Genomic DNA, 19988 nt, shown 5'->3' on the forward strand with positions numbered 1-19988 from the left:
ATGCGCGGCGCGGGCAGTTGATGTTGATCACTACCTGCGAGCCGATGGAGCCTGGGAATCCGGAGCTGGAACGCTCTTGTTTGACCGGCAAAGCTACCTCAACCGTCGGTCCAGGTCCAGCCACCGAGGGCTGGCACTTTGCCACAAGGCAAGGCATGCTAGCCGCCCTTCGGGCGTCCGGCTTATAGTGACGTCGCGCCAGTCCAGCAAACCGCAGGATTACAGCTTGTCCAACGTCACTCCGCCCCCGTCCCCACGCGCACCCGTCGCCGTGCCAGGCTTGCCCCTGCGCGGGACATTGAAGGGCGGGCTGGCCTCGCTGGTGCTGTTGTTGCTGGGGCTACTCTTCTGGCAGTTGCTTGACCAACTGCGCGAAACCCAACAGCAGCAGCGCCAATACACCATCGATTACACGGCCGACCTCGCCGCGCAAGTCAGCCTGAACATGGCCCTGAACGCGCAAATAGCCCTCAATCTGCTACCGATCGTCGAACAACCGCAAACCGCCGACGAACAGCAGGCGCTGTTGCGCAAGCTCAAGCAATCATTGCCCGAATTGCGCAGCCTGGCGCTGCTGAGCCCCTCCGGCAGAGTGCTCAGCGACAGTGACGCGGATAGCCAGGACGCGGATTACCTGGCCGAACTGGTACGGCGCAGTCGCGCCCAGGCTCACTATTTCAGCAATGCCGAGGACGGATCCGTGGTGCATCTGCTGTTGCACCAGGCCAGCGGCAGCTCTCGCGGATACTGGGCGCTGCGCCTGTCTCCGAGTTTCTTTTCGACATTGACCAAACAGGGCGATACGGGCCTGCGGCCACTGTGGCTGGTGGAGAACCGTCTCAATCGGCAGATCATCAGCCGCGACGAAAGCCTGCCCACGATCACCCCGTCCCAACTGACCCCGCAGGACCTGAGCAACACGGTGTTGACCGTCCCCCTGAGCAGCAGCGACTGGCAGCTGCGCGGGCTGTTCGACCGGCGCCAGGTGCTCGAGCAGCTGCTCCCGGCCTTCATCGGCAAATGCCTGCTGGGCCTGGCGTTTTCCATGTTGCCGGTCATTGCCCTGCTGAACATGCGCCGACGCCAGCGGCAGCTGCACGAAGGGCGCCGTCGCTATCAGGACATTTTCGAGGGCACCGGCGTGGCCCTCTGCGTGCTCGACCTGTCCGGCCTCAAGGCGTTTTTTGCCAGGACTGGCCTGCACAACGGCGAGCAATTGCGCGCCTGGTTGCAGGTTCCGCAACAGCTCGAACAGTTGCAACAGCAAGTGCACGTCACCGAAGTCAACCAGGTGGCGTTGAAGCTGCTCAATGTCGACTCCTGCCAACAAGCCTGGCAACTGCTGGTTGGCAACGCCGAAAGGGACAACAACCCGGTCGGTTCGAAACTGCTCGAAGCGTTGCTCGATCCCCATAAACAGCTGGAGCTGGAAATCAGGCTCCAGGACGCCCACGGCCGGGATCAGCATCTGTGGCTGGTGTTGCGCCTGCCGGAAACCCAGCACGACTATAACGCGGTCATCCTGAGCATCAGCGACATCACCAGCCGCAAGCTGATCGAACTGTCGCTACTGGAACGCGAAGGGTTCTGGTCCGATGTGGTGCGCACCGTTCCGGATCATCTTTATGTGCAGGATGTGATCAGCCAGCGGATGATCTTCAGCAACCACCACCTGGGCCAGACGCTCGGCTACGACCGAACCGAACTGCACCAGATGGGCGAGTATTTCTGGGAAATCCTGCTGCACAGCGACGACGCCGATCACTATCACACGCTGCGCCAGGAACAGCGGCGCGGCGGCTACACGCAGTTGCTGCAATGCCAGCTGCGGTTCCGCCATCGCAACGGCAAGTGGCGCCGTTTCGAGGTCCGCGAACAGGCCCTGGCCCGGGACCGCTACGACCAGGTGACCCGGATCATCGGCGTGGCCAAGGACATTACCGAGCAGATCGAGGCCAGCGAATCGCTGCGCGACAGCGAGCAACGCTACCGGATGCTCGCCGAAAGCATCAGCGATGTGATTTTCTCGACCGACAGCAAGCTGTCGCTCAACTATGTCAGCCCGTCCGTCCAGGCGGTGCTGGGCTACACCGCCGACTCGATCTTCCGGAACGGCTGGCAGTCGACCATCGCCAACCCGCAACAACTGACCGGCATCTACAGCCTGATGGACCGGCTCAGCAAGGCCCTCGACAAGCCCGACCAACTGACCGAGCTGCGCAACCAGATGCAGACCCAGTTGTATCTGTTCGACTGCCTGCGCGCCGATGGGCGCAAGATCCCTATCGAGCTGCGGCTGGTGCTGGTGTGGGATGACCATGGCGCGTTCGAAGGTGTACTGGGGGTGGGCCGTGACATCAGCCAGCAGCGGCGCGCCGAAAAAGACCTGCGCATGGCCGCCACCGTATTCGAGCACTCGACATCGGCGATCCTGATCACCGACCCGGCCGGCTACATCGTTCAGGCCAACGAGGCGTTCAGTCGCGTCAGCGGTTACGCGGTATCGCAAGTGCTCGACCAACTGCCCACCATGCTGACCGTGGATGAGCAGCAGGAAGCCCATTTGCGCTACGTGCTCAAGCAACTGCAACAACACAGCACCTGGGAAGGCGAAGTCTGGCTCAAGCGCCGTAATGGCGAACATTACCCGGCCTGGGTCGGCATCACGGCGGTGCTCGACGACGAAGGCGACCTTGCCAGCTACGTGTGTTTCTTCAGCGACATCAGCGAACGCAAGGCCAGCGAGCAACGCATCCATCGCCTGGCCTACTACGACGCATTGACTCACCTGCCCAACCGCACGCTGTTCCAGGACCGTCTGCACACCGCGCTGCAGTCAGCCGAGCGACAGAAGACCTGGGTCGTGCTGATGTTTCTCGACCTGGACCGCTTCAAGCCGATCAACGACTCCCTGGGTCATGCCGCTGGCGACCGGATGCTCAAGGAAATGGCGACGCGCCTGCTCGGCTGCGTGGCCGACGACGACACCGTGGCGCGCATGGGCGGCGATGAATTCACCCTGCTGCTGCAACCGCGAGCCACTCGCGAGATGGCGTTGAACAGGGCGATCACCGTGGCCGAGCAGATCCTTGCTAGCCTCGTCCGGCCCTTCGTGCTGGAAGGTCGCGAGTTTTTCGTCACCGCCAGTATCGGTATCGCCCTCAGTCCCCAGGACGGCAACGAACTCAGCCAATTGATGAAGAACGCCGACACGGCCATGTATCACGCCAAGGAGCGCGGCAAGAACAACTTCCAGTTCTACCAGGCCGACATGAACGCCAGCGCCCTGGAGCGGCTGGAATTGGAAAGCGACCTGCGCCACGCCTTGGAACAGAATGAGTTCGTGCTCTATTACCAACCCCAGTTCAGTGGCGACGGCAAGCGCCTGACCGGCGCCGAGGCCTTGCTGCGCTGGCGCCATCCGCGACGCGGGTTGGTGCCGCCGGGGGATTTCATCCCGGTGCTGGAAGAACTCGGCCTGGTGGTGGACGTCGGCGACTGGGTCATCAGCGAAGCCTGTCGCCAGCTCAAGACCTGGCACCAGGCCAAGGTCCGGGTGCCGAAGGTCTCGGTCAACATCTCGGCCCGGCAGTTCTCCGACGGCCAACTCGGCACACGCATCGCCAATATCTTGCGCAGCACTGGGCTGCCACCGGCCTGCCTGGAGCTGGAACTGACGGAAAGTATCCTGATGCGCGAAGTCAGCGAGGCGATGCAGATCCTCGCCGGGTTGAAAAACCTTGGCCTGAGTATCGCGGTGGATGACTTCGGCACCGGTTATTCGTCGCTCAACTACCTCAAGCAATTCCCCATCGACGTGCTGAAGATCGACCGCACCTTCGTCGACGGCCTGCCGTCCGGCGAGCAGGACGCGCAGATCGCCCGGGCGATCATCGCCATGGCCCACAGCCTCAACCTGGCGGTGATCGCCGAAGGCGTCGAGACCCACGAGCAACTGGACTTCTTGCGCGAACACGGCTGCGACGAAGTACAGGGCTACCTGTTCGGCCGGCCGATGCCGGCGAATCGGTTTGAAGCGCAGTTCAGCAATGATGCGTTGTTCATGATCGACTGAAATTTTTGGTGTCTGGACTGGCCTCATCGCGAGCAGGCTCGCTCCCACACTTGTTTTGGGTGCCTTGGCAATCTACATACACCACAGATCCCTGTGGGAGCGAGCCTGCTCGCGATGAGGCCGGTACAGGCGACGCTGAGCCCTGCGTGAAACCCATTCGTCCAAGACATGACGCCCTTTCATATGCCTTCCAAAACCGGTTGAGGTAGAATGCCCCCCTTTTCTGCCCCGATCCTTGAGGACCGCCATGTTCAGCCGTGATTTGACTATTGCCAAGTACGACGCCGATCTCTTTGCCGCCATGGAGCAAGAAGCTCAGCGCCAGGAAGAGCACATCGAGCTGATCGCTTCGGAAAACTACACCAGCCCAGCGGTGATGGAAGCTCAAGGCTCGGTACTGACCAACAAGTACGCCGAAGGCTACCCAGGCAAGCGTTACTACGGTGGTTGCGAGTACGTCGACGTGGTCGAGCAATTGGCCATCGACCGCGCCAAGCAGCTGTTCGGCGCCGATTACGCCAACGTCCAGCCACACGCAGGTTCCCAGGCCAATGCCGCCGTGTACCTGGCGTTGCTGTCGGCCGGTGACACCATCCTGGGCATGAGCCTGGCCCACGGCGGTCACCTGACCCACGGCGCCAGCGTTTCCTCCTCCGGCAAGCTGTACAACGCCGTTCAGTACGGTATCGACGGCAATGGCCTGATCGACTACGACGAAGTCGAGCGCCTGGCCCTCGAGCACAAGCCGAAAATGATCGTGGCCGGTTTCTCCGCCTACTCCCAGATCCTCGATTTCCCGCGCTTTCGCGAGATCGCCGACAAGGTCGGGGCCTACCTGTTCGTCGACATGGCCCACGTTGCCGGCCTGGTTGCCGCTGGCGTGTACCCGAACCCGGTACCGTTCGCCGACGTGGTCACCACCACCACCCACAAGACCCTGCGCGGTCCACGTGGCGGCCTGATCCTGGCGCGCGCCAACGCCGACATCGAGAAGAAGCTGAACTCGGCGGTATTCCCAGGCGCCCAGGGCGGCCCGCTGGAGCACGTGATCGCGGCCAAGGCGATCTGCTTCAAGGAAGCCCTGCAGCCTGAGTTCAAGGCCTACCAGCAACAAGTGGTGAAGAACGCCAAGGCCATGGCCGGCGTGTTCATCGAGCGCGGCTTCGACGTGGTGTCCGGCGGTACTGAAAACCACCTGTTCCTGCTCTCGCTGATCAAGCAAGAGATTTCCGGCAAAGACGCTGACGCGGCGCTGGGTAAAGCGTTCATCACCGTCAACAAGAACTCGGTACCCAACGATCCACGTTCCCCGTTCGTCACCTCGGGCCTGCGTTTCGGCACCCCTGCGGTGACCACTCGCGGTTTCAAGGAAGCCGAGTGCAAGGAACTGGCTGGCTGGATCTGCGACATCCTGGCCGACCTGAACAACGAAGCGGTGATCGACGCCGTGCGTGAGAAGGTCAAGGCGATCTGCAAGAAGCTGCCGGTATACGGCGCCTGATAGCAGTAGCAAAAAAAAACCGGCCCCAGTGGCCGGTTTTTTTATCGTTGGAAAACCACTCGCCCCACGCGTGGATGGTCAGTGGAGCGCGGCTTCGAAGCCGGCGCGGATCTTTTCTTCGGGCAGTTCATCGGCGATGAACACGATAACGCTTTCTCGGGCCTCGCCTGGCGCCCAATCGGTGTCCCAATCGAAACCGTACAATTTGAGCACACCCTGGAATACCAACCGACGGGACTCGCCCGCGATGTTCAAAACGCCTTTGTAGCGCAGCAACTGCTTGCCGTGTTCTTCCAGCAACTGGTTCATGAAGTCGCTGAGCTTGTCGATGTCCAGCGGCTTGTCGGTGCGCAGCACCAGGCTGCTGATGCGATCGCCCGTGGTCGCCTTGCCAACCGGACGAAGGCTGAGCCCGGCGCCCAGGTCCGCATTGAGGTTGAAACCGCGGATGTCCAGCAATTCGGCCAGGTCGATCTTGCCGTGTTCGACCACCCGAATCGGCGCCCGCCGGTTGATGCGCATAAGGCGTTCCCGAAGAGCCTCGACATGGGCCGCGTCGACCAGGTCTGTCTTGCTCAATAGCAGGCGATCGGCAAATCCGACCTGGGCCTGGGCAATGGCCTGGGCCAGGTGGGTGTCGGCATGCGCGGCATCCACCAAGGTCAGGATACCGTCGAGGATGTAGCGCTCACGCAGGTCCTCGTCGATGAAAAAGGTTTGCGCCACCGGTGCGGGATCGGCGAGACCGGTGCATTCGATCACTAGGCGGTCAAATTGGATCTCGCCGCTGTCCAGCCGCTCGAGCAACAAGTACAGGGCCTTGGTGAGGTCGGTGTGGATGGTGCAACAAACGCAGCCGTTGGCCAGGGTCATGACCTGCACCGGCTCTTCGCCCAGCAACTGGGTATCGATGCCTGCATCGCTGAATTCGTTCTCGATCACGGCAATTTTCAGGCCGTGCTCGGCCTTGAGCAGATGACGCAGCAGCGTGGTCTTGCCAGCGCCGAGGAAGCCGCTGAGGATCGTGACCGGGATGGGAGAGGACAAACTGAATCTCCTTGATGCCTGAAAAAGAAAGCGGATCCTGTGGGAGCGAGCTTGCTCGCGATGGCGTCAGGTCAGTCAATTCATCATTAATTGACCCACCGCTATCGCGAGCAGGCTCGCTCCCACAAGGCGATCCGTGGTGTACGCAATCCCAAGTCCAGCCCAAAACAACTGTGGGAGCGAGCCTGCTCGCGATGGCGTCAGGTCAGTCAATTCATCATTAACTGACACTCCGCTATCGCGAGCAGGCTCGCTCCCACAAGGGATGGGCCTCAGTTCAACAGCACTTGGGCCCGGCCTTGCCGCCGTAACGGGCCTCTTGGCGCTCTCGGAAGAACGCCTCGTAGTCCATCAGCGGCTTGTCCGGGTGCTTGGTTTGCATGTGCTCGACGTAGTTGTCGTAGTCGGGCATGCCGACCATCAGGCGGGCGGCCTGACCGAGGTATTTACCGAGGCGACTCAAGTCATTGAACATCGTTGCAATCCTCTATCAAGCGTCCGGCAGGGCCTGGAATGGCGCTTCTTTGTCCGTGCGCTCTTTCGTGCCCCAGGCGGCGATGCCGACCTTAAGCGCGTAGAACAGGATGCTGAAGACCACGAACAGGAACAATACCGTCAGCGTTGCGTTGGTGTAGGCGTTGAACACCACGTGCTGCATCTGCTCGATGCTCTTGGCCGGGGCCAGGATCTGGCCGGCGGCCAGGGCATCGTTGTATTTGCGCGCCAGGGCCAGGAAGCCGATCGCCGGGTTGGCGTCGAACAGCTTGATCAGGCCCGCGGTGGTGGTGCAGATCAGCAGCCAGCTCGCCGGCAGCAGCGTGACCCAGACGTAGCGCTGGCGCTTCATCTTGATCAGCACCACGGTGGCGAGCATCAGCGCGATACCGGCCAGCATCTGGTTGGAGATGCCGAACAGCGGCCACAAGGTGTTGATGCCGCCCAGCGGATCGATCACGCCCTGGTACAGCAAGTAACCCCACAGCGCGACGCAGCCGGCAGTGGCGATCAGGTTGGCGGTCCAGGATTCGGTACGCTTGAGGGCCGGCACGAACGAGCCGAGCAGATCCTGCAGCATGAACCGCCCGGCACGGGTGCCGGCGTCCACCGCGGTGAGGATGAACAGCGCTTCGAACAGGATCGCGAAGTGATACCAGAAGGCCATGGTGTTCTCACCCGGCAGCACCGAGTGCAGGATCTGCGCGATACCGACCGCCAGGGTCGGCGCACCGCCGGCACGGGCCAGGATGGTGGTTTCACCGATGTCCTTGGCCACCGCTTGCAGCGCGTCGGGAGTGATTGCAAAGCCCCAACTGCTGACGGTCTGGGCCACGGCCACCACGTCAGTGCCGACGATCGCCGCCGGGCTGTTCATGGCGAAGTACACGCCCGGCTCGATCACCGAGGCGGCAACCATCGCCATGATGGCCACGAAGGACTCCATCAGCATGCCGCCGTAACCGATGTAGCGGGCGTTGGTTTCGTTATCCAGCAGCTTGGGCGTGGTGCCCGAGGAGATCAGCGCATGGAAACCCGAGACCGCGCCGCAGGCGATGGTGATGAACAGGAACGGGAACAAGCCGCCCTTCCATACCGGCCCGGTGCCGTCGGTGAACTGAGTCAGCGCGGGCATTTTCAGCTCGGGCATGGTGACCAGGATGCCGATCGCCAGGGCGACGATGGTGCCGATCTTGAGGAAGGTCGACAGGTAGTCCCGTGGCGCCAGGATCAGCCACACCGGCAGGACCGCCGCGACAAAACCGTAGCCGATCAGCATCCAGGTGATCTGGATTCCGGTGAAGGTGAAGGCCTTGGCCCAGACCGGATCGGCGGCGATTTGCCCGCCCAGCCAGATCGAACCCAACAGCAACAGCACGCCGATGATCGAGATCTCGCCGATGCGGCCCGGGCGGATGTAGCGCATGTAGATGCCCATGAACATCGCGATCGGGATGGTCGCCATCACCGTGAAGATGCCCCACGGGCTCTCGGCCAGGGCCTTGACCACGATCAGCGCCAGCACCGCGAGGATGATGATCATGATCAGGAAGCAGCCGAACAGCGCGATGGTGCCGGGAATGCGGCCCATTTCCTCGCGCACCATGTCGCCCAGGGAGCGACCGTTGCGGCGGGTGGACAGGAACAGGACCATGAAGTCCTGCACCGCACCGGCCAGCACCACGCCAGCGATCAGCCAGAGCGTGCCGGGCAGGTAGCCCATCTGCGCGGCCAGCACGGGCCCGACCAGCGGCCCCGCGCCGGCAATGGCCGCGAAGTGGTGGCCGAACAGGATGTGCTTGTTGGTCGGGACGTAGTCCAGGCCATCATTGTTGAGCACGGCAGGCGTGGCCCGGCGCGCATCGAGTTGCATCACGTTGTTGGCGATGAAGAGGCTGTAGTAGCGATAGGCGACCAGGTAAATGGCCACGGCTGCGACGACGATCCAGAGGGCGTTGATCGCCTCGCCTCGACGCAATGCCACGACGCCCAGGGCGCACGCTCCTACGACGGCCAGCAGTAGCCAGGGCAGATGGCGTAGCAGGCTATTATTGTTTTTCATTTTTATATTCCAGCCAGGGTGGACAAGAAAGATAGCCACTGGAGTTTAGCGCTAACCAGCGTAAAGGCCATACCCCGACATTCGTCGGCCACTGACCGAACGACAACGACGGCGCGCCAGTTGGGTCTATAGTCAGTGGATCTTCAGGGGGAACGGGTAATGAGCGAACGCCGCCGCTTCGTACGAATTGAATTCCATGCCAAGACCGAACTGAGCCAAGGGCCCTTCATCTGGCCAGTGAAGTTGCTCGACCTGTCCCTCAAGGGGCTGCTGATCGAAAAGCCCCAGCCTTGGCTCGGTGATCCCGAGGCGCCTTTCATGGCAGACATCCACCTGAGCCCGGAGGCAGAGGTCAAGATGGAAGTCCGGCTGGCTCACGACGACCACGGCCACCTGGGCTTCGTCTGCGAGCATATCGACCTGGATTCCATCGCCCACTTGCGTCGATTGGTGGAACTGAACCTGGCCGACCATGATGAACTGGAGCGGGAACTGGCGGCGTTGATCCACATTTGAATCCAGCAGTGCCCCCTGTGGCGAGGGGATTTATCCCCGCTGGGCTGCAAAGCAGCCCTAAACCTGACAACTCGGTGTGCCAGGTTGATTGGGGTCGCTTTTTTGGGGCTGCTGCGCAGCCCAGCGGGGATAAATCCCCTCGCCACAGATAAATCCGCTCACCACAGTGGACCGCACCCGCCTCGGTGCTATTCGAACAACGCATCCAACGCCTGCTCCAGACGTGTCACCGCGATGATCTGCAACCCCGCCGGCGCCTCCTTCGGCGCATTGCCCTTGGGCACGATGGCGCGCTTGAAGCCATGCTTGGCCGCTTCTTTCAGCCGCTCCTGCCCACTGGGCACCGGTCGCACTTCTCCCGACAACCCCACTTCCCCAAACACCAACAAATCGTGGGGCAGCGGCCGGTTTCGCAGGCTGGACATGACCGCTGCCATCAGTGCCAGGTCGGATGCGGTCTCCAGCACCTTGACTCCGCCCACCACGTTGAGAAACACGTCTTGGTCGTGCGTAGGAATCCCGCCGTGCCGGTGCAGGACAGCCAGCAACATCGCCAATCGGTTCTGATCCAGCCCCAACGTGACACGGCGCGGGTTCGCCAGGTGACTGTCATCCACCAACGCCTGCACTTCCACCAGCATCGGTCGGGTGCCTTCCCACGTAGCCATGACAACGCTGCCTGGAACTTCTTCCTGGGCGCGTGTCAGAAAGATCGCCGAGGGGTTGGATACTTCCTTCAAGCCCCTGTCGGTCATGCCAAATACACCCAGTTCGTTGACGGCGCCGAAGCGATTCTTCACCGCCCGCAGCAATCGCAGGCGACCATCGGATTCGCCTTCGAAATACAGCACGGTATCGACCATGTGCTCCAGCACCCGTGGCCCGGCCAGCGCGCCTTCCTTGGTGACGTGGCCTACCAGGAAAATCGCCGTGCCGCTCTGCTTGGCGTAACGCACCAGCAACGCAGCGCTCTCGCGCACCTGGGACACACCGCCCGGGGCCGATTGCAGTTGTTCGGTAAAAATCGTCTGGATCGAGTCGATCACCATGACCTTGGGTTTTTCCAGGCGCGCCGTGGCGATGATCGTTTCGATGCAAGTCTCGGTCATGACTCGCAACTGATCCTGGGGCAACCCCAGGCGCCGGGCGCGCATGGCCACCTGCTGCTGGGATTCTTCGCCAGTGACATACAGCGCCGGCATGCGCGTGGCGAGATTGCACAACGTCTGCAACAGGATGGTGGACTTGCCGATGCCCGGATCGCCGCCGATCAACACCACCGAACCGTCCACCAGACCACCGCCCAGCACGCGGTCCAGCTCACCGGATGCCGTGGAGAACCGCGGAATTTCTTCAACGCTGACCTCGGCCAGCGTCTTGATCTGCGCCTGCTGGCCGGCCCAGCCCGTACGCCCGGTGGGCGCCGCCGCGCCGCCGCTTTCCACCATGGTTTCGGTCAGAGTGTTCCAGGCCCCGCATTCGCTGCATTGGCCGGCCCATTTGGGAAAGGTCGAGCCGCACTCGGTGCAGCCGTACATGCGCTTTGCCTTGGCCATCTGAACTCCGGGTAAAAACCGCGATGATAACAGCCGGGCTTTACCGCGGGGCCGGCATTCTGATTTCACCCTTTGCCAGATCTGCCGGGGTGTTGCCCAACGGATCCCTGGCCTCCAGGTCGGCCCCTTTGGCCTTCAGGGCATCGAGCAACTCGCCACGCTTGAACAGACCGGCATACATCGCGGCGGTCTGCCCGGCACCGTTGCGCTGGTCTGGACTGCAATCGGTGGACAATAAACGACGCGCGATCTGCACTTCGCCCTTGAAAATCGCCCCCATCAACGCGGTGTTGCCACGTTTGTCCTGGGCACAGGCATCCGCCCCGGCGACCAACAGACGCTCGACCGCCGGGCCATGACCGTGATACGCCGCCAGGATCAGCGCGGTGTAGCCCTTCTCATCCCGCGTGTCGAGCGAATAGCCGGCCTCGATGAAGGTATCGAGCATCGGCACATCGCCCCGGCGGGCGGCATCGAAATAATAATCTTGCAACTGTGCCCGCACCTCATCCGCGTCGGCGGTCGGAGCCTGATCGGCCAGCACAGCCCATGACCATGTGATTAATATCAATGAAAGGAACTTACGCATCATGACCTCTCCATGCGACTGCGAATTATGGGAGCCGAACCCACTCGGCTCCCATAAGCGGATCAGTCGCTCAGCTTCTCGGCCAGCGCCTTGACTCGCGCCAGGTCGCCCTTGGCGACACGGGCCACTCCCGTCCCGTATTCAGGATCGGCCTTGTAGAGGAACGACAGGATGATGTGCTTGCTCTCGTCATCGGTAGTCGCCAAAGACCCACCAAAACTCTCGATCAAGTCACTGCGCTCCTTTTGGTTGAACGAGCGGTACAGGTCGCCCGCCTGCTTGAAGTTCTGCTCGCGCTGAATTTTCGCCTGTTGGGTGCTACCGGTCAGCTCGGCCTGGCTATAGCGCGCCGCTTGTTGTTCTTCACGGGGCATCAAGCGGCTCGGCTGGTAATTCACACCGGTGCTGGTCTTGCCAAAATTCATCGCGCCATCCTGGTTGCCGTTGTTGACAGCGACCTTGGGGGCATTGATTGGCAACTGCAGCGCGTTCGGCCCAATCCGGTACATTTGCGTATCGGCGTAGGAAAACACCCGCCCCTGCAACAACCGGTCTTCCGAAGGCTCGATACCCGGCACCAGGTTCGCCGGCGCCATTGCCACTTGTTCGGTTTCCTGGAAAACATTCGCCGGATTACGGTTCAACACCATTTGCCCAACTTTTCGCTCCGGAACATCCGGCCATATCTTGGTCGCGTCCAATGGATCGAAGTCAAACTTGGCCAGGTCCTGAGGCTTGAGCACCTGGATGAACAAGTCCCACTTTGGAAAGTCCCCCTTATTGATATGGCTGACCAAATCGTTGGTCATATGGCTGTAATCCTGTCCTTGTACCTTCACCACTTCTTTCGGGTCGAGATTTTTGAGGCCCTGCAAACTTTTCCAATGAAACTTTACGTAACTGATCTCGCCCTTTGCGTTGATCAGTTTGTAAGCATGTACACCGTTACCGTCCATCTCGCGGTAACTGGCTGGTGTCCCGGAGTTTGAATACAACTCGGTCAGGGTGCGAGTCGCTTCTGGAACATGGGAAAAGAAGTCGAAACGACGGGAGTCATCATCCAGGTTGGTTCGCGGATCGGGTTTGAACGCGTGGACCATGTCAGGGAACTTAATAGCGTCACGGATGAAAAATGTCGGAAAGTTATTACCCACCAGATCCCAGTTACCCTCCGCCGTATAGAACTTGGTGGCAAAGCCACGCGGGTCGCGCAGTGTTTCGGGTGAATGATTGCCATGCACCACGGCGGAAAAACGTACGAACACTGGCGTGACCTGGCCCGCCGCGAAAACCTTGGCCTTGGTCAGGTCGCTCAAATCATCGGACACGGTAAATTCGCCATGGGCGCCGGTGCCACGGGCATGGACGACGCGCTCGGGGATACGTTCGCGGTCGAACCGCTGAAGCTTCTGGATCAGTTGCACATCCTGCAGCAAGGTTGGGCCATTGGGCCCCGCCGTTTGCGAGTTCTGGTTGTCGCCTACCGCTGCACCATTATCGCGAGTCAGCGTGGCGGCATGGATGGACAGGGAAAACAGGCTGGCGGTCAGCACAACAAGGGAACGGCGACCGGACATAGCGCCGAGGCCAAGGGAAGTGTTCATTGAAGTTTCCTCTGATTTTATAAAGCGCATCCATGTGCGCCTTTCAGAGGCTAGTGCTCGGAAAATGAAAACCTAAATAGAAATGCCATACCGCGCTGATAGAAAAAACAATATAGGGAGTCAGCCCTGAAGCGCGTATCGCGCGCGATTGGTGGCACTTTGTAAACTTTTCGCGGGGGGCCGGGTCGATTACAGGCACGCTTTGTAAGCAATCATGTCGAGCGAGACACCGATGACTGGCTTACACTGCGGCTATCAACTCATCTGTCACAAGGAATCATTCATGGGCGTGCTAAGCGAGTTCAAGGCCTTCGCGGTCAAAGGCAATGTCGTCGACATGGCCGTCGGGATCATTATCGGTGCTGCTTTCGGCAAGATCGTTTCGTCGTTCGTGGGTGACGTGGTCATGCCTCCGATCGGCCTTCTGATCGGCGGGGTGGACTTCAGCGACCTGGCCATCACCCTCAAGGCCGCCCAAGGCGATACGCCGGCAGTTGTGCTGGCCTATGGCAAATTCATCCAGAGCACAGTGGACTTCATCATCGTCGCGTTCGCGATCTTCATGGGCGTCAAGGCCATCAACCGGCTCAAGCGCGAAGAAGCCGTCGCGCCGAGCGCCCCCCCTGTGCCGACCAAGGAAGAGCTATTGCTGAGTGAGATCCGCGACTTGCTCAAGGCCCAGAACGAACGGCCCTGATATTCCCGCGCCTAGAAATGGCGTCCCCGGGACGCCATTTTTCTACCAATAGTTTTCCACCGCTACCTGGCCGGGCCGGCGGGTGAGGCTCAGTTGCAGGCCCCTGGCCTTGAGCAGCTTGCGCGTGTCGTCAATCATCTGGGGATTGCCGCACAGCATGACCCGGGAATGCTCAGGCGTCAGCGGGACACCGGCGACCCGTTCCAGCTCACCGTTTTCTATCAACGTAGTGATTCGCCCGTTAAGGGCCTCTGGAACCTGCTCACGGGTGACGGTCGATATAAACCGGAACTTATGCGCGTATTCGGCCAGGTAGTCTCGCTGGAACAACCCCTCGATAAGGTCCTGGTACGCCAGTTCCCTGGCCTCCCGCGCACTGTAGACGAGGATGATCCGTTCGAATTTTTCCCAGACCTCGAAATCCTGCAGGATCGAAAGAAACGGGGCGACACCCGTTCCCGTGGACAACAGCCATAGATCACGACCGTCGACAAAACGGTCCAGCGTCAAATAGCCAAAGGCCTGGCGCTCGACCAGCAGATTATCCCCTGGTTTCAGACGGCTCAGCTCGCTGGTGAATTCACCGCCCGGGACGACGATCGAAAAGAACTCGAGAAACTCGTCGAACGGCGATGACACCATGGAATAAGCGCGCCAGACGGTGCTCCCATCCGCCTTGACGACACCGAGCCGGGCGAACTGACCAGCCCGGAAGCGGAAACCGCGATCCCTGGTGGTGCGTAGCGTAAACAAGTGAGGCGTCAACGTTTGTACGTCGACCAGTCTCTGGCGGGTAAACTTTTCTGCATTGTCGGTCATGGGGCACTCCAATCGAACAAGGCCTGCAGTGTCCCGCAAAGAGAGGATATTAACCACCGCCGAAGATTGATAGCGTTAAGCCACCCACCTTGTACATCGGCGGATAAAGCTCTACAAAGTTAAAAACATGTATCAAAAACACTGTTAGTAAAGTGACTTCGTCAATAGCGACGACGCCAGACAAAAGAAAAAAATCTAACTACCGAGCAAGGAAAAGTCCTACACTCATTTTCGCGTCACCGATTGGATCCACCTCGTTGAAAGTTCCAAAGGAGAAGTGCAATGGACGAGTGGAAGGACTTGCAACTGCGAAAACTGTCATGTGAAAAGGACTTGCAAAGGGCCTATCGTCTGGTACTGGATTTCTTTAATTTTCAAGGATTTGAATACTGTGCCTTTGCCGCATACTCGGGCGTTCCCGATCGGTATGCCAGTAAGATCAATATTAATAATTACCCTTATGGATGGGACCGGCTTTATGAACAAAATGGTTACGTCAACAATGACCCGATAGTGGCGCATTGCAACCAGTCCGCATTACCGATCCTGTGGAGTGAGAGTGCATTTTCCGAAGCACCCAAGTTATGGCGGGAACTTAACCGACAGGGTCTCAGGCACGGCTGGACACAAGCCATACATGATGAGCACGGCTCCCATTACAGTTTATTCAGCCTCGCCAGGACGCATTGTCCGATCGATGCCGACGAGCACTATGGGAACCTTGGCTATGCCATCTTCGCCAGCCAGAAATTGCATGCTCTGGCGGGCAAGAAGCTGGTCGACAATATGGTGCCCCCGCAAACCTACCACCTCTCCCCCCGGGAGATCGAAGTGCTGAGGTGGTCCGCCGAAGGAAAGACGGCGTCGGAGGTCGGGCGCATCCTGTGCCTGTCCGAACGTACCGTGAATTTCCACGTCTGCAGCTGCATGCGGAAGTTGAACGTGACCAATAAAATCTCGGCGGTGGCGAAAGCTGCGCACATCCATGTGATCTAGGTAACCACTCAGTCCGCAAAAACCCACGGGTAATGCCTGGCAAAAAAACGTACCATTTACGGCCCCACTTGAATGATGACGCGCCTAGTCCGCGACGCAGTTCATTCAGGAGGTCCCGCTGACAGACCTGCCCAAGGCAGCGGGACACCCGTTGATTTGCCAGAGTCCCAGCCATGCCCTTGCTCGATACTCCCTTCGCCCAACTCGACCTGATCCGCCAGCCCGAACAGCCGAACGAACCCCTGCAAGCGTTCGACGCTGCCGATGAATATCTGCTTGCGCACCTGGCCGAACAGCAACCGGGCGCGGAAACCCGGGTGCTGGTACTCAATGATGGCTTCGGCGCCCTGGCGGCCAGCCTCGCAGGCAAGGTCAAGGTCACCAGCAGCGGTGACTCGTTCCTGGCGCTGCAGGCATTGGAAAAGAATCTGGTGCGCAACGGCTTGCCGTTCGATACGGTGCCCATCGTGCCGGCCAGCGAAGCGCTGACGGGGCCTTTCGATTGTGTCCTGGTCAAGGTGCCCAAGACCCTGGCGCTGCTGGAGGAGCAACTGATCCGGCTGCAAGGGCAACTGGCACCAGGGGCCCAGGTGATCGCTGCCGCGATGGTCAAGCACCTCCCCCGGGCCGCAGGCGACCTGATGGAGCGCTACGTCGGCCCGGTGCAGGCCTCGCTCGCTGTCAAGAAGGCCCGTCTGTTGATTGCCACGCCGCAACCGAGGACACCGGCCGCTTCCCCTTACCCCACTCGGTATGCGCTGGATGAGCCGAACATCGAGTTGCTCAATCACGCCAACGTGTTCTGCCGTGAAGGGCTGGACATCGGCACCCGCGCCTTCCTGCCGCACCTGCCCAAGAACCTGGGCTCGGCGCGTGTTGCGGACCTGGGTTGCGGCAACGGCGTGCTGGCCATTGCCAGCGCCCTGGCTAACCCGGACGCTCGCTACACCCTGGTGGACGAGTCGTACATGGCCGTGCAATCAGCCGCCGAAAACTGGCGAGCCGCCCTGGGCGAGCGCGAAGTGATCGTGAGGGCGGGCGATGGCTTGGCCGGGCAAGAAGCGCAGTCCCTGGATGTGGTGCTGTGCAACCCGCCCTTCCATCAGCAGCAAGTGGTGGGCGATTTCCTTGCCTGGCGCATGTTCCAGCAGGCCCGTGAAGCGTTGGTCGTCGGCGGCGCGCTGTACATCGTCGGCAACCGCCACCTGGGCTATCACAGCAAGCTGGCGCGGCTGTTCCGCGGTGTCGAGCAGGTGGCCGCCACGCCGAAGTTCGTGATCCTCAAAGCCCGCAAATAACTCCGTCAGTGAGTCGTCAAACCCGCGGCGTTCATGAACATCCGCATCAAGCTGGCTACGATGAACAATGCCAGCACGCTACCGGCCCAAATCGCCGCCAGCCAACCGAGCCGCTGCCATAGCGGCTTTTTTTCCGCGGCCTCGATGTCTTTCAAGTCAGGCTTGGCCATCTTCGGCACCTCGCAGGTCGGTCAATGGTAGCCATCGTCATGGGTCACCTTGCCCCGGAACACGTAGTAGCTCCAGAAGGTGTACACCAGGATCAACGGAATGATGAACAACGTGCCGACCAGCATGAAGCCCTGGCTCTGTGGCGGCGACGCGGCGTCCCAGATCGAAATGGACGGCGGCACGATGTTCGGCCACAGGCTGATGCCAAGGCCGCTGTAACCCAGGAAAATCAGCACCAGCGTCAGGATGAAAGGCGTGTAGTTGGCGTTGCGGGCCACGGCGCGGAACAACCCGTACATGGTCACCAACACCAGGATCGGCACCGGCAGGAACCAGAACAGGTTCGGCAAGGTGAACCAGCGCGCGGCGATATCGGCATGGGCCAGTGGGGTCCAGATGCTGACGATGCCGATCACCGCCAGCACCACGAAGGCCAACGGCCTGGCCAGGTCATGCATCTGTTCTTGCAGCTTGCCTTCGGTCTTCATGATCAGCCAGGTACAGCCGAGCAAGGCATAGGCGGCGATCAGCGCCAGGCCGCAAAACATGGTGAACGGCGTGAGCCAGTCCAGGGAACCGCCGGCGAACTGGCGGTTGACCACTTCGAAGCCGTCGATGAACGCCCCCAGGGCGACACCCTGGAAGAACGTCGCCGTCAGCGAGCCACCGATAAATGCCTTGTCCCAAAGATGCCGCTTCTCGGCCTTGGCCTTGAAGCGGAACTCGAACGCCACGCCCCGGAAGATGAGCCCGATGAGCATCAGAATCAGCGGCAGGTACAATGCCGAGAGCACCACCGAATACGCCAGCGGGAACGCCCCGAACAGCCCTGCCCCGCCCAGTACCAGCCAGGTTTCATTACCGTCCCAGACCGGCGCGACGGTGTTCATCATCACGTCGCGGTCGCGCTCGCCCTTGACGAAGGGGAAGAGAATGCCGATGCCCAGGTCGAAGCCGTCCATGATCACGTACATCATGATGCCGAAGATGATGACCACGGCCCAGATCAGCGGAAGATCAATACCCATGACTCAATTCCCCTTGTTCGAGCTGTCGTTGTGGTCCACTTCGTCGTCGCCTTCGTTGGCGGCCGACAATGGACGGGCCGGGGTGCGTTTCTGACCGGGGCCACCGTCGGTCGGCTCGGCTTCCTGGGCCACCGGGCCCTTGCGCACCAGACGCATCATGTAGCTCAACCCCGCGCCGAACAGCGCGAAATACACCACCACGAACATGACCAGGGTGAAGCTCATCTGCGCAAAGCTGTGGCCGGACGACGCATCCGCCGTGCGCATCAAGCCGTAGACTACCCACGGCTGGCGACCGATTTCCGTGGTGAACCAACCGGCCAGGATCGCGATCAGCCCGGAAGGCCCCATCCACAGCACCAGATGCAGGAACGGGCGGGATTGGTAAAGCCGGTTGCCGCGGCGTAGCCAGAGGCTGCACAGCCCAGTGAATATCATCAGCAACCCCAGGCCCACCATGACCCGGAACGACCAGAACACGATGGTCGAATTCGGTCGATCCTCAGGCGGGAAATCCTTCAGCGCCGGCACCTGATCGGTCAGCGAGTGGGTCAGGATCAAGCTGCCCAGGTACGGGATTTCCACAGCGAACTTGGTTTGCTCGGCCTTCATGTCCGGCCAGCCGAACAGAATCAGCGGCGTGGGTTCATCGCCGACGTTTTCCCAGTGCCCTTCGATGGCGGCAATTTTTGCCGGCTGGTGCTTCAGCGTATTGAGACCGTGGAAGTCACCGATTACCGCCTGTACAGGCGCGACCAGCAGGGCCATCCACATCGCCATCGACAACATGCGGCGAATGGCCGGGTTATCGCGACCGCGCAGCAGGTGCCAGGCCGCCGACGAGCCGACGAAAAACGCGGTGGCGACAAAGGCCGCGACCGACATGTGCATCAGCCGGAACGGAAACGAGGGGTTGAACACCACGGCCAGCCAGTCCACCGGAATGACCCGGCCATCGATGATTTCGTAGCCTTGCGGGGTTTGCATCCAACTGTTGGACGACAGGATCCAGAAGGTCGAGATCAGCGTACCGATCGCCACCATGACCGTGGAAAAGAAGTGCAAGCCACGCCCCACGCGATTCCAGCCGAACAGCATTACGCCGAGGAAGCCCGCTTCGAGGAAGAATGCCGTGAGCACTTCATAAGTCAGGAGCGGCCCGGTTACAGCGCCAGCGAAATCCGAAAAACGGCTCCAGTTGGTGCCGAACTGATAGGCCATCACCAGCCCGGAGACCACCCCCATGCCGAAGTTGACGGCGAAAATCTTCGACCAGAAGTGATACAGGTCGCGGTAGGTATCGTCGTGTGTCTTCAGCCACAGGCCTTCGAGTACCGCCAGGTAACTCGCCAGGCCAATGGTGATGGCCGGGAACAGGATGTGGAACGAGATGGTGAACGCGAACTGGATTCGGGCGAGATCGAGCGCCTCCAAACCGAACATAAGTCTTCCTCTGTCAGGTAAAACCGGCTGCGGGCGGGGCTTGCATCACAGCCCCCAGGGATATGGAGTGCGATGCTTTTAAAATCGTTCT

16 protein-coding genes are annotated in these 19988 nt (G+C 60.6%); 6 read left to right on the forward strand and 10 right to left on the reverse strand.

Going from position 1 to position 19988, the window contains the following annotated elements:
- Window positions 1-226 precede the first annotated feature (226 nt).
- Window positions 227-4075: a sensor domain-containing protein gene (locus J3P90_RS22215; RefSeq protein ID WP_434675401.1), complete on the forward strand. Its 3849-nt coding sequence runs from the start codon at window positions 227-229 to the stop codon at window positions 4073-4075.
- Window positions 4076-4322: 247 nt separating this feature from the next.
- Window positions 4323-5576, forward strand: a complete 1254-nt coding sequence (glyA, locus tag J3P90_RS22220) for a serine hydroxymethyltransferase (RefSeq protein ID WP_230153609.1) — start codon at window positions 4323-4325, stop codon at window positions 5574-5576.
- Window positions 5577-5654: 78 nt separating this feature from the next.
- On the opposite strand, the gene yjiA is transcribed toward glyA, so the two are convergent.
- The 3 genes from yjiA to J3P90_RS22235 all read right to left on the reverse strand — a co-directional run bounded on the left by yjiA (window position 5655) and on the right by J3P90_RS22235 (window position 9180).
- Entirely contained in the window at window positions 5655-6623 is a 969-nt protein-coding gene (yjiA, locus tag J3P90_RS22225) for a GTPase (RefSeq protein ID WP_420767660.1), read from the reverse strand.
- 277 nt (window positions 6624-6900) lie between these two features.
- Window positions 6901-7098: a YbdD/YjiX family protein gene (locus J3P90_RS22230; RefSeq protein WP_072390895.1), complete on the reverse strand. Its 198-nt coding sequence runs from the start codon at window positions 7096-7098 to the stop codon at window positions 6901-6903.
- 15 nt (window positions 7099-7113) lie between these two features.
- The gene (locus J3P90_RS22235; RefSeq protein ID WP_420767271.1) at window positions 7114-9180 is read right to left on the reverse strand and encodes a carbon starvation CstA family protein; all 2067 of its coding nucleotides are present in this window, start codon (window positions 9178-9180) and stop codon (window positions 7114-7116) included.
- A gap of 159 nt (window positions 9181-9339) precedes the next feature.
- On the opposite strand from J3P90_RS22235, the gene J3P90_RS22240 reads away from it, so the two are divergent.
- Entirely contained in the window at window positions 9340-9696 is a 357-nt protein-coding gene (locus J3P90_RS22240; RefSeq protein WP_434562218.1) for a PilZ domain-containing protein, read from the forward strand.
- Between the two features lie 188 nt (window positions 9697-9884).
- On the opposite strand, the gene radA is transcribed toward J3P90_RS22240, so the two are convergent.
- The 3 genes from radA to katB all read right to left on the reverse strand — a co-directional run bounded on the left by radA (window position 9885) and on the right by katB (window position 13445).
- Window positions 9885-11252 carry a DNA repair protein RadA gene (gene radA / locus J3P90_RS22245; RefSeq protein ID WP_030140305.1) on the reverse strand — a complete coding sequence of 456 codons (1368 nt, stop codon included), beginning with the start codon at window positions 11250-11252 and terminating at the stop codon, window positions 9885-9887.
- Between the two features lie 40 nt (window positions 11253-11292).
- On the reverse strand, window positions 11293-11841 hold the full coding sequence (locus J3P90_RS22250) for an ankyrin repeat domain-containing protein (protein ID WP_434676597.1): 549 nt from the start codon (window positions 11839-11841) through the stop codon (window positions 11293-11295).
- A 62-nt stretch (window positions 11842-11903) separates the two neighbouring features.
- Window positions 11904-13445, reverse strand: coding sequence for a catalase KatB (gene katB / locus J3P90_RS22255; protein WP_434675402.1), 1542 nt, complete (start codon window positions 13443-13445; stop codon window positions 11904-11906).
- 283 nt (window positions 13446-13728) lie between these two features.
- Between katB and mscL the strand changes: the two genes are divergently transcribed.
- Window positions 13729-14142, forward strand: a complete 414-nt coding sequence (gene mscL, locus J3P90_RS22260; protein WP_420767274.1) for a large-conductance mechanosensitive channel protein MscL — start codon at window positions 13729-13731, stop codon at window positions 14140-14142.
- Window positions 14143-14184: 42 nt separating this feature from the next.
- Here the strand turns inward: mscL and J3P90_RS22265 are convergent, their stop codons facing one another.
- Window positions 14185-14961 carry a ferredoxin--NADP reductase gene (locus tag J3P90_RS22265; RefSeq protein ID WP_420767275.1) on the reverse strand — a complete coding sequence of 259 codons (777 nt, stop codon included), beginning with the start codon at window positions 14959-14961 and terminating at the stop codon, window positions 14185-14187.
- A gap of 282 nt (window positions 14962-15243) precedes the next feature.
- Between J3P90_RS22265 and J3P90_RS22270 the strand changes: the two genes are divergently transcribed.
- Both J3P90_RS22270 and J3P90_RS22275 read left to right on the forward strand, forming a co-directional pair.
- A complete protein-coding gene (locus J3P90_RS22270; RefSeq protein ID WP_434562214.1) occupies window positions 15244-15957 on the forward strand; it encodes an autoinducer binding domain-containing protein in 714 nt (237 codons plus the stop codon).
- A 173-nt stretch (window positions 15958-16130) separates the two neighbouring features.
- A complete protein-coding gene (locus J3P90_RS22275) occupies window positions 16131-17255 on the forward strand; it encodes a methyltransferase (RefSeq protein ID WP_434675403.1) in 1125 nt (374 codons plus the stop codon).
- Between the two features lie 5 nt (window positions 17256-17260).
- On the opposite strand, the gene J3P90_RS22280 is transcribed toward J3P90_RS22275, so the two are convergent.
- Genes J3P90_RS22280 through J3P90_RS22290 form a run of 3 tightly spaced genes read right to left on the reverse strand, consistent with a single transcriptional unit; the run spans window position 17261 to window position 19897 of the window.
- Window positions 17261-17425, reverse strand: a complete 165-nt coding sequence (locus J3P90_RS22280; protein WP_080942585.1) for a DUF2474 domain-containing protein — start codon at window positions 17423-17425, stop codon at window positions 17261-17263.
- A 21-nt stretch (window positions 17426-17446) separates the two neighbouring features.
- Window positions 17447-18454 (reverse strand): cytochrome d ubiquinol oxidase subunit II, encoded by a 1008-nt coding sequence (cydB, locus tag J3P90_RS22285; protein WP_434562210.1) that lies wholly within the window; start codon window positions 18452-18454, stop codon window positions 17447-17449.
- Window positions 18455-18457: 3 nt separating this feature from the next.
- A complete protein-coding gene (locus tag J3P90_RS22290) occupies window positions 18458-19897 on the reverse strand; it encodes a cytochrome ubiquinol oxidase subunit I (RefSeq protein WP_420767279.1) in 1440 nt (479 codons plus the stop codon).
- Between the last annotated feature and the right edge of the window lie 91 nt (window positions 19898-19988).

The sequence above is a fragment of the Pseudomonas sp. D3-10 genome (genome assembly GCF_051132175.1).
GTDB lineage: Bacteria > Pseudomonadota > Gammaproteobacteria > Pseudomonadales > Pseudomonadaceae > Aquipseudomonas.